We start from the raw sequence: 10409 nt of genomic DNA on the forward strand, positions 1-10409 counted from the left end.
TATATTCTGCTTCATATTCCCAGTGACATTTATTGTTTTTACAAATACCCCACTGGTGGTATTTGAGTACACAGTATAAATTCCGTATGGCATTGAAATATTATATGCACCAGTGCTATTTGATGTTACATTCTGTACATCTGAGACATCACCGTCAAAATAAAATGATATCTTTGCATTGGAAATACCTGTATTGCCAGAGACAGTTGCAGTCAGTTCAGGTGTGAGTGATACTGATTTTGATTTTCCCCATCCGGATACAGTGACAACTGATTTGTCTTCAGTTCCATTTGCTTTAATGGTAACATTATATGTTCCAGGAACGATATCATTAAATGTATAGGACCCGGATGATGAAGTTACCCCAGTGAATGCATAGTCTCCAGAAGTGCCGTTTAAGTATATTTTATAACCGGATAAACCATAACTGTTTATTGATGCAGAGACAGTGATGTTATCCATATTAACTGTAAGGTTCTGCAATTGATCTGCAGCGCCTGTAACCTGTGCAGTTGCAAAGTTTGTATATGTTTTTCCACTCGACTTTAATGTCACATTATATCCATATGGTATAATACTACTGATTGAATATATTCCATTTGTTATTGGCACAGTTGTATTTATTCCATATGTTGTGTTTGTAAATGTCACGTTACCAGACATGATTGTGGTAGAATTGCCATTATTTAATGTTACATAGCCATACACATCATTTCTTGGCAATTTGAGATTTTGACTTATATTATAATTACCTAATCTACTGGCCTGATTCTGTGAAACATATACTGGTTTTGTTCCTATAATGCTTGTACCTTCCAGTGTATCTGAATTTACACTTCCTGTTGTATATACAAGAGTGTCGTTCCCTGGTAATCCAGTTATTGAATAATAACCTGTACTGTTTGTTGTTACAACTTCATGTGGAATGCCATACTGATCCTTTATTGTTACATGGACTCCTGCAATTCCTGCACCTGTGGAGCTTGTAACTCTTCCATGAAGAATGGCTCCTGGATAATACTCTATGATTGGATCTTCCTGGCCTATTAAACTTGGCGGAAGTAGAACCTCAGTCCCTTTCTTTTCCTGTTCATATTTGTATGCCTCCTGAATTGGGATAAGTGTCCATCCTGGTGTTGTTGAATTTGCGTTCTTGCTTGGATTGTATTCTGATGCATAGTAAACGAGTTCAAAATTGCTCATGTTAAATGCAGGATATACATGTGTAACATTGTGAATGTCAGATTCAGGGAATCCGTATATGGTCTTGTATACTGTGGTGTTGTAGAAAGCTGATGTGTAATTAAGCAAATAATCACTTACTGGTACACCAGTTGGCAAATTGTTTAAGGTATACTCTGCGCCTGTGCTGGTTACGGCCACAACATTATAGTAATTTGTTGGTACAACTTCACCATCTGCCGTATATGAAGGTGTATCTGTAAGATATGCAGGTGCGTAGAATATTCCTGGATCTGAACCAGAAAATGGATAAAGTCCATGGTCAACCTGTATATATGATATTGATGAGCCTGTAACTTTTTCAAGTGCGCTGTATGCTGAAATCAAGGTTGTTAAACTGTATTTTGTGGAGAGATTGCCCATGATAAGCGCATGCCTTGCATTGTATGACGTGGTTACATTTACAGCATGGTCTCCGTATGCCTTTTCTGACAGTAATGATTTGAAAGCCAGTGGATTTCCATACATGTTTGCTATTATTTTTGTTTCATTAGCACCGAAGTATTCATCCAATGTAGCAGTTATGCTGCTGTTAAAATGGCCATTTAAATAGCCTCCGGGAGTCTGAAGAACCCTGGAAATGAATAATGATATTTCCTGAGTCTGATTCTGTGCAAGCAGCATTTGACCTGCACTGGCTATACCCTGCTGGAAATCATCAGCTACTGTAGGATGTTGCCCTTCTTCGAGCTCCTGAAATCCGTAATCCCACCATGATACATAACCAGGACGGTTCTGTATAGATACGTTTGTATTCTGATCTGCAAGCCACTGGAAAGATGCAGCTAAAGGCTGCGTTTTATTATCTATTACCAGGCCATAATTTCCGAATGGGTTGTCTGGCCTTAATCCTTTTGGAACAGTTGAATTCAATAAATGGTCATATGATGCCGCATTATTTTCTGGAACAGCCGCTGAAAATGCACCCATGCCTGATGGTATAATCATAATTAATACAACTATAACTGCAAAGCCAACAGTTACGCCGCTTATATTTTTGCGGAGAGATTTTCTGCCTGATACATGCCTGGATTTCTTTGTAGACTCATTATGCCTTATTATGTCTACAAAATACATTAAAAGGCCTCCGCCAAGTATTGCATATGCCGGCGCTGCGGTGATATTAAATCTTCCGGCTGTAAAACTCATGTATATAGAGAATATGGCAAATATAATAACAAGAAGCATTCCTTCACTTTTTGTCTTTATAAAGCGATAGAAAATAAATGGAACTCCTGCTATACCAAGAAGGAACAAACCAGGGCCAAAGTCGGATATATATTGGCCAAGGGGTAATGCAGCGGCTTCAGCTATAGTTGAATACACCCTTGATTTTACGAAATAGCCGTCGCCGGTTATTAATTCCTTTAATATTGCTGGGTTTGTTTTGCTTATTATGAACAGAGAAGCAATAGTAACAAGAACAAGAGCAGGTATTGTTATTATCCATGGCTTTCTCGCAACGATATTTATAAGTATTCCGAATCCTATAATCATAAGACCCATTGCCAGTGGTGGCAAAAACCATGCATGAAGCATAGATGTTAAATCATAATAATAAAATCCTATTGGAAAAGATGCTGCTACATATATTGTGGTAATATAGGTAAGATATCCAGTTGGCTTCTTTGCGAATAAATTGTAAAGAAGCTGAACTACAACATAAATTAAAAGTATAACTTCTATGTATGGATATCCCTGCCAGAATACTATTAATCCCCCAAGGGAAACTGCTGCCATGAGTGCATATATTGTGGTTATTTTATTTTCATCATAATAATTCTTAATCGAACTAAAGTATGAATGTACGTCTGTGAGCTTTTTTATTATTACAGCTTTCTTTGCAGTAATAACTGCCATTTCAAAGAAGTATATTGAAAAGAATGCGAATATAAGTTCCGGAGTATGTGCCCTTCCGTCTGTAAGTATTCCTGATGTTAAATTGCCCGGCATTATTGTAAACAGTAAAGCCGCGAATAAACCAGCTTTTTTGCCAAATATCTGTTTTGTGATAAGATATACAGGAATAATTAAAAGTGCACCATAAAATGCATCAGATTCCATGAATGCATAATATGCGCCCATTTTAAGTCCGGTGAATGGTGCCAGTAAATATCCTGCAAATACAATGCCCCACTGATAGAATGGTGGTCTGGCATTTACGGTGCCAGCAGGATAATTAAGCAAAATTGTATGGGTTAATTGAGTGTGTGTGCTCAGTATATACTGAACAATATAATAATTAAAGTAGGGATCACTTCCGCCAGATACATTCAGGTAATTGTCCTGAAATGCCAGTGACCAAACAAAAAAATTCGAGAAGAACATGTAAAGAGCAAAGAGAGATATCAGAACCGGTACTTCTGGATGCCTGGTTATATTTTGCTTAATTCGATCTGTAATTTCCATAGATTAATTTCGATAATGAAATCTTAATATAAAAATTTACCTTATTTTTAATCATTATTGCCTTCGTGTAACTTTTTTGCAAGGTATTCAAATTTAATTTTGCTATAAAATATGGGATAATTTCTTTTGACAATCAGTACAATAATTATAGAAATTATTATAAGTGCAAGGAGCAAATAATTAATAATAGCAAAATAGCCGTTATTGCCATAAAGCGAAAGCAAAAAGGCAATTGTAAGTATAATTGAAGATAAAGCTGGAACCAGCAGCTTTTTTCTTTTAAATAATTTCATCAGTGATATATTTGATATAACATGGATTATAATATAAATAAAACTTATTATTCCGGCGATGATTACAAAAGAATTGAAGAATCCAGCGTAATAGCCACTGAATATTCCAATTGCAATGGAAACTGCGAATAATGCTGACAAAAATTTACTTCGGTTGAATTTTTTGCGGATATTAAAATCAAGATAGAATTTTGGGAGCATGTGAATGAAGGCATTTAAATATGAAACACTTAAATTAAAAGCACTTAAAATTCCAAAGAATGAAAATATTATCAAAAATGGTGTTCCCAGCTTCGTGTTTACAAGCTCTGTTATATAAAATGAGTTCGTTTCGTAGGCAGCAAGTCCTGTAAATCCTGCAAAGATAAGCAATGCAAAAGCCGAAAAAACCATCATTAATCCTGATATGCTGAAAGAGATCAACAGGGATTTTGGAGTATTTTTATGCGCTCCGAATGTTTGTTCCGAAAGGAATATGCTGGAACCACCACCGGAAAAAGCCAGTATGCCGAATATAACACCAAAGAAAAATGGATTAAAAGAGAACTTTATTCCAGAGAATGAGAAATCCGGAGACCTGAATATTATAAATATAATGCTCATGAAAATAATAAATATAATTTCAAGAAATCCGGCAATGAGTGTGTATCTGATAGAAGCTTTCAATCCTCTTGAAACAACAAAGTATACTGCTGCAATAAACACTATTAAAAATATATATTTGCTGAAAGTATTATTAAATCCGAACAGCTGAAGAATGGAATATAGAAATCCGGAGATAAAAAGGGAAATATTTGGAACTGTCAGTATTGAATATATAATGTAAAGCAATAAAACAAAAAAACCGGAAGCTTTGCCAAGAGCATTTCCAACGTATGAATAATAACCACCATTTGTAATATACATCTTTGAAAATGAATATAGTGTATATAGTGTAAAATAGGAAAGAAGGAATGAAAACATAATTACAAACGGAAGCATAGACCCTGAATATGCTGCTATAATGGAAAACAGTGCGATAAAATCCAGCATTGGCCCTATAGAAGTAAATGACTGCATTACTGCCCCTTTGAGATTTATGGATTCCATTGGTAGGTATTATTGCATCGTTAAAATTATTATTTATGGTATTGCATTGGTCATATGCTGAAAACGGATGCAAATTGTTTTTTAATAAAACTATGTGCCGGTAAAAATGTAGAGGATAACAGCCATTTTATGGCAAGTTGCCTCACGCATTATTGCTTTTTAAAAGTGTAAATAAATTATCAAGATTGATCTCAAGGAATGCGACAGGATTCTGGATTCCAAAGTCCTGAAGAAGTAAAGGAGACATTTCACCTATTATTCCTAAATTCATGTTATTTGCTATTATATCTCCACCTCTTCCTGCAATGATTTCTTTATGATTGCCCTGCAGCACTTTTGTATCCACATTAACTGTTCTGTGCATTAAGTATTCCAGTACTCCGTAAATATCAGAGTATGAAGCTTTTGAACTAGAGTAAATTACTGAAAGATGGTTTTCCTGCTTTCCTGAAACTACAACATCACCTGCCTCAAATATCTTTAAAGGAAGCTTTCGCCTCTTATTTATGGCAAGGAGATTCATCATACCTGGAAACAGCTTATCCCTTATTACTGAATATTCCAGGCTTTTCGGATTTGCAATGGATACTTCTCCTGAATATTCTGTATTCCTGTAAAATTCCCCGGAATTTAAAACAAATGTCCTGACTTCCTGATAATTTATAGATATGAGTATGTCCTTTATTATATTTTCATCTTCATTAAAGGAAAATGGAGTGCCAGTACCACCGGTATTCAGCGGTTGTAACTGGATATTGCCATAGCCATATGCTTTTGCTATATCCTCAATAACATCGACTGGCCCCATGACATCAACACGGTTTCCTGGCACATATACGCTGTATCCGCCAGACATGACATCACACCTGTATCCCATCTTTCTCAGCAAAATAGTGGAATTTTCAGGTTCAATGCCCATGAGCTTTTGAATTTCCCTGTGGGTGAGCTCTATTTCCCTCCAGTCATATTGGATTGCTTCTTTATTATCATCTGAAATTGATACTTCATAGCCCAGATAGTACATCTCATAGGCAAAAAGGTACATTGCAGAAAGTACCGCATTGTAGTCCGTGCCGGTAATGTCAAAAAAAAGCCGGGACGTATTTTCACTTATTCTGGATTTAATGCCGTTAATGATCGGCGGCATGGATAATACATCGTTGTCTTTATCCAGTATAACTGGCACCATTTTATCTGATGAAATGAGTTTTTTAAATTCCTTTCCCTTATCATGTTTTTCCAGTATTTCCTTTGCAGTGCCATGGAAATTGTCATAAGTGGTAAATTCTAAAGTTTCTTTATTTTTCATAGTGAAATTGAATGGTGGTGATATATTATCAAGGTCGTGTATTCCTATAGCCATCTTTTTCCTTGACTTGCCTATATTTTCATGAAGTTTTTCCTGATAGTCTATTATATGGCTATAATACTTTCCAAGCTTTTTCCCATGTGCAAAAAAGGACATTGCATATGGCCTCTCAGCTTTTGAAGAGGCATCTGCATGTAACAACGTGTCAGATCTGCCAAGGACAGGTTTTATCCGGTAATTTCCATCATAAAATATTTTCATATTGCATTTCAATGCGTAAAATGAAAAGAGGTCAGGGCGGTCAGGATTAAATTCTATTTTTAATTCATTATCATTCTCTTCAATTGAATAACCAATAATACCTGCAAAATCGTTTAATTTTGAATAATAAGTAGCACCTATATCATTGATTAAATTTTGTTTTTCATCTTTTATGACTACCATTAAGAACCTATATCTATAATTTATATAAATTTAGTTTTTTGTTTTTCCCTTTGCATACTCTTTTAATATAAATCTTATAAGGTCATTTACTGAAATAGCATTGCCGTTATTTACCTCTTCTTCGAGTTCAGTATATATATTTCTGGGCAATTTAAGATCAACGTTGCTTGTAACGTTGTTGTGGTTTTTTATTATGAATTCATTAATTGCTGCACGTATTGCTTCAGAAATGCTGTTATACTGGTTTCTGTCTACTATTTCCTGAAGTTGATCGAGAAGGTCTTCAGAGACTCTTATGGTAATTCTGTACGGAACTGACATCTGAATGCATTAAATTAACTGCCAATATAAAGTTTTCCCATATCCCTGCCTGGATACTATGAATATTATTGTTAAAATCAGTTTTTTCACTGTGCTTTCTATAATAATATATATTAGATATTTCTTATGAAAAATGAGAGAAATGTATTACCTCATAAAATATGGGTATGATGGCAGCATGTTCACTGGCTTTCAGAGGGGAAATGGAAATAATAGTGTTGAGGATTCTATTATTAGAGTTCTCGAAAAATATAGAATAGGCAATAATATAGAAAGCGCAGCAAGAACTGACAGATATGTATCTGCTAGAGGAAATGTTATGCTTATAAATACAGAAAAAAATATTGATGATGCATTGGGAATTTTAAATGCCAGAATTCCAAATATATTCTTTTATTCTTATGCGATGCTGGATGGCTATTTCAATCCCCGCCATAATTCCATGAAAAAATATTCGTATATTTTAACAGATGATGTAGATATAAAAAATTTAATGGAAAAATTAAATGAGTTTACAGGCCAGCATGATTTCAAAAATTTTTGCAGGCTTGATATCAGAAACACTGTCAGAACTGTTAATTCAATCGATTATACATACTATAATGGATTTTACATAATCAACGTTTATGGTAAAAGCTTTGTATGGCACCAGATAAGAAGCATGATGGCATTTGCCCTGATGGGATATAAAGACCCATTTTCCAGGGAGAAGAAATTTACCTACTTAGCAGATCCGGAGCCGCTGATATTGATGGATATATATTATGACAATATTAATTTCATAACGTTCGATTTCATGCGCCATAAAAATTATTACAATAGAATGGAAAAATTGGTTAAAATCAAATACGTTCTTTATGAAGAATTTTCTGGAAATATAAATGAAGTATAAAAAAATGATATTATAAATTGAAAAATAAAAATAAAATTATATATAAATTAGTTCTTATGTGCTTAATGACAACAGAACAGTTAGATTTAAAAGACTCATATTTAAAAGAATGCGAGGGGAAGGTTGTTATGTGTGAATTTACAGACCTTACCGTGGACAAAACCATATTTTTCCCAACCATATATGGACAGCAAAATGACAAAGGAGAGATTGTAATTGATGGAAAAACATTTGGAATAGTGGATGTCTGGACTGATGGGGACTATATACACCTTATTTCACTTGACACATATCCAGACAATACAGCCGGAAAAACAATAACTCAGAAACTTGACTGGAACGTCAGAAACATACATATGAGATTCAGGACTGCAATGTTTATACTTTCAGGCCTGGCATATAAATTCTACAATGCAAAATCAAGAATAGGCCAGACTTATGATGATAAAGCGTGGATAGACCTTTATATTGATAATATCACTGAAGATATAGTTAAAAATATATCGGAGGAAGCAAACAAAATAGTGAAGGAAAACATTCCTGTAAAAATTCAATACATGAACAACAATGATTTTCCCAGAGAGAAACAGAGGCTTTCATATTCTACTGGAACATTGCCAGATGATGAAGAACTCAGGGTTATAAACATATCGGGGCTACCATTGCAGGCTGACTATGGACTTTATACAGGAACAACTGGTGAAGTCGGAGAAATTGAAATTGCAAGTTCAACCGTTAAAGGCAAAATAGACAAGAGGCTTACAATAACTCTAAAATAAATTATGCTTATTTATTTCCCATTTATAAGGAGTCTTGGAATCCATGCCGCTGAAGCTGTGAATGGAGGAATTTAATATAATTAATTTATATGTGTAATTGAAATTTAGAAGATCTGGCTATAACCGATAAATTCAATTAAGTGTATTTTATCTGATTTTATATGAATGAACTGGATTTAATTAATAAAATGAACAGGGGCATTGCGTATGCAGGAATTGCCATCGCTATTGTTGCATTTTTCTTCACAATCCCGTTTCTCATAAAGGATATTGATTCAATAAAAGGAATGTCGGGCAGTTATTTTTATCTTAATATTACGATCACGGCAAACATAGCATATGTGCTCATAGCAATAGGCATTATTATGGCAATAGCTTCATTTTTCCCATTTTTTTATAATAATGCAAAATTTGCAAGTTTTGATGTGAAAAACAATGCCTATTACTTTTCTGCCCTTTCGGTTTATCTTGCTGTTCTGGTATTTTCATCAGTGATTATTGAAGTATTTGACCCTTCTATTGCCATAAGCTCTGTGAGCCATATGCCACTGGGAAAACAGAATTTCATTTACCTTATGAGCTCCGTATTTCAGGTTCTTATATTTGAGTTTGTACCAATTACAGTCTTGCTTGCAATAGTCCTTCTGGCTACCAAGAAGTTTAAGCTCTCCATCTTTCTTAATCCTTATGGGAAGGTGAAAAATTATACTGTAATTTTTATGCTGGTGCCGGCAGCTGTATCAGTTTTAATTACAAATTACAATTTAGCCGATTCCGTATTGATTTATCTCTCAACAATGGTATTGAGCTTTATTTATATAAGATATGGATTGTTCAGAACAGTTCTTGCAAGTTTCGTATCATCATTCATTGAGTTTGCAATTACTGCATTTTCAAATAACGTGATTATAGCCTCCATTATATCAGCTTTTGTATTTATCTGGGCATTTGCAGGGCTTTATACTTTAACTTTTTACATGGTGGACAGGAATAGAAAAGCTTCAAAAAATTCGGATATAGGTAATTCAGGAAATGCTGAAAACCCTGATCCAGCAAAAAAAATTCAGGAAAGAATAAAAACCCCTCCGGATGAATTATGGATCCGCAGTGCCTGCCCAAACTGTGGAAATGTTGAATACAAAATAAATTCAGATATGTCTATGGAATGCACAAAATGCGGCCAAACACTGAACAGAGACTATGTAGGGCCGTACAATATTATTATCAACAACGTTATGGGAAGAAGGCAGCCATAATATATTGCTATGCGCATATTTAATGTGGCTGTAGCTCAGATTATTTACTTATCCGTTTTTGCTTCTAACTTTTTCACTCTTCCGGTGTATACATGCAACATTGTATCCATTCCTGGAATAGTGATTATAGGTGCCATACCTGCAAGTTACAACTATTACATAGATTAAAAGCCCAGAAACACTAAAAAAGGCCGAATCAACAAGCACAGAAGAGATAAATTGAAGTAAATTAATTTTAAATTTAATTATATTCAAATGAAGTAGTTTAAACAATATAATGGGGTTTTGGAGTTAATTTAGATGAGAAAGCATCCTGGTGCTATATATAATGTGAAGAATGTAGATCAAATTACTGTAGTTGAAGAAATAAACGGG

At 34.5% G+C, this 10409-nt stretch carries 8 protein-coding genes; 4 read left to right on the forward strand and 4 right to left on the reverse strand.

Going from position 1 to position 10409, the window contains the following annotated elements; translation table 11 throughout:
- The 4 genes from WKI77_RS06285 to WKI77_RS06300 all read right to left on the reverse strand — a co-directional run.
- Positions 1-3651, reverse strand: a 3651-nt coding sequence (locus WKI77_RS06285; RefSeq protein ID WP_337860977.1) for a carboxypeptidase regulatory-like domain-containing protein, incomplete at its 3' end; no start/stop codon positions are given.
- A 47-nt stretch (positions 3652-3698) separates the two neighbouring features.
- A complete protein-coding gene (locus tag WKI77_RS06290) occupies positions 3699-5003 on the reverse strand; it encodes an APC family permease (RefSeq protein ID WP_337860978.1) in 1305 nt (434 codons plus the stop codon).
- Between the two features lie 172 nt (positions 5004-5175).
- The gene (pheT, locus tag WKI77_RS06295) at positions 5176-6786 is read right to left on the reverse strand and encodes a phenylalanine--tRNA ligase subunit beta (RefSeq protein ID WP_337860979.1); all 1611 of its coding nucleotides are present in this window, start codon (positions 6784-6786) and stop codon (positions 5176-5178) included.
- Positions 6787-6816: 30 nt separating this feature from the next.
- Complete coding sequence (locus WKI77_RS06300) at positions 6817-7107, reverse strand: ribbon-helix-helix domain-containing protein (protein WP_337860980.1); 291 nt, start codon at positions 7105-7107, stop codon at positions 6817-6819.
- Between the two features lie 133 nt (positions 7108-7240).
- Between WKI77_RS06300 and WKI77_RS06305 the strand changes: the two genes are divergently transcribed.
- The 4 genes from WKI77_RS06305 (at position 7241) to WKI77_RS06320 (ending at position 10202) form a co-directional block, all read left to right on the forward strand.
- Positions 7241-7999, forward strand: coding sequence for a hypothetical protein (locus WKI77_RS06305; RefSeq protein ID WP_337860981.1), 759 nt, complete (start codon positions 7241-7243; stop codon positions 7997-7999).
- 65 nt (positions 8000-8064) lie between these two features.
- Entirely contained in the window at positions 8065-8778 is a 714-nt protein-coding gene (locus tag WKI77_RS06310) for an alanyl-tRNA editing protein (protein ID WP_337860982.1), read from the forward strand.
- Between the two features lie 161 nt (positions 8779-8939).
- Positions 8940-10034, forward strand: coding sequence for a zinc ribbon domain-containing protein (locus WKI77_RS06315; protein WP_337860983.1), 1095 nt, complete (start codon positions 8940-8942; stop codon positions 10032-10034).
- Between the two features lie 24 nt (positions 10035-10058).
- A complete protein-coding gene (locus WKI77_RS06320) occupies positions 10059-10202 on the forward strand; it encodes a hypothetical protein (protein WP_337860984.1) in 144 nt (47 codons plus the stop codon).
- The last annotated feature ends 207 nt before the right edge of the window (positions 10203-10409 follow it).

Source organism: Ferroplasma sp., from assembly GCF_037442045.1.
GTDB lineage: Archaea > Thermoplasmatota > Thermoplasmata > Thermoplasmatales > Thermoplasmataceae > Ferroplasma.

Coding starts and splice junctions, on each gene's coding strand:
- WKI77_RS06290 (WP_337860978.1), bottom strand. CDS start 5,003: ATGCAGTCATTTACTTCTATAGGGCCAATGCTGGATTTTATCGCACTG.
- pheT (WP_337860979.1), bottom strand. CDS start 6,786: ATGGTAGTCATAAAAGATGAAAAACAAAATTTAATCAATGATATAGGT.
- WKI77_RS06300 (WP_337860980.1), bottom strand. CDS start 7,107: ATGTCAGTTCCGTACAGAATTACCATAAGAGTCTCTGAAGACCTTCTC.
- WKI77_RS06305 (WP_337860981.1), top strand. CDS start 7,241: ATGAGAGAAATGTATTACCTCATAAAATATGGGTATGATGGCAGCATG.
- WKI77_RS06310 (WP_337860982.1), top strand. CDS start 8,065: ATGACAACAGAACAGTTAGATTTAAAAGACTCATATTTAAAAGAATGC.
- WKI77_RS06315 (WP_337860983.1), top strand. CDS start 8,940: ATGAATGAACTGGATTTAATTAATAAAATGAACAGGGGCATTGCGTAT.